Origin of the sequence: Protofrankia sp. Cr1 (genome assembly GCF_963555865.1) — a bacterium.
In the GTDB taxonomy this organism is placed as follows: Bacteria; Actinomycetota; Actinomycetes; order Frankiales; family Frankiaceae; genus Protofrankia.
Window position 1 is genome coordinate 4,400 of the sequence record NZ_CAUVXO010000402.1, and the last position, 719, is coordinate 5,118.

The 719-nt window shown below is 74.7% G+C and carries 1 pseudogene; it reads left to right on the forward strand.

The features are described from left to right. Nucleotides 1–56: 56 nt before the first annotated feature. Nucleotides 57–719: pseudogene (locus tag U9980_RS22360) on the forward strand (WD40 repeat domain-containing protein); the annotation flags it as partial.

Below are 719 nucleotides of genomic sequence, written 5' to 3' on the forward strand. Positions count from 1 at the left end.
GGGCCTGGGCGGTCGCCCATGCCCGCAGTGTGGGCCGCACGGGTGATCCGTCGGGGATGCCATCTCAGCTGGACGGTGCGCGGCCGGCCGGGCCAGGTCCGCGGTGGGACGAGCCGTGGGGGCCGGGTGACGTCGTCGTCGCCGAACCGCCGGCCACCCTGACTGGCCACACCGGAGAGATCAACTCGGTGGGGTGTGCGGCCGGCCCCGACGGCCGGCTGCTACTCGCCTCGGGCAGCGACGACGCCACGGTGCGGATCTGGGATCCGCGCACCGGCCACACCCTGCACACCCTGACCGGCCACACCAGCTTGGTCTTGTCGGTGGGGTGGGCGACCGGCCCCGACGGCCGGCTACTACTCGCCACCGGCAGCGCCGACGCCACGGTACGGATCTGGGATCCGCACACCGGCCACACCCTGCACACCCTGACCGGCCACACCGACTGGGTCCGGTCGGTGGGGTGGGCGGCCGGCCCCGACGGCCGGCTGCTACTCGCCTCAGGCAGCGCCGACGCCACGGTGCGGATCTGGGATCCGCGCACCGGCCACACCCTGCACACCCTGACCGGCCACACCCTGCACACCCTGACCGGCCACACCGGCCCGGTCTTCTCGGTGGGGTGGGCGACCGGCCCCGACGGCCGGCTGCTACTCGCCTCAGGCAGCGCCGACGCCACGGTGCGGATCTGGGATCCGCACACCGGCCACCTCCTGCAC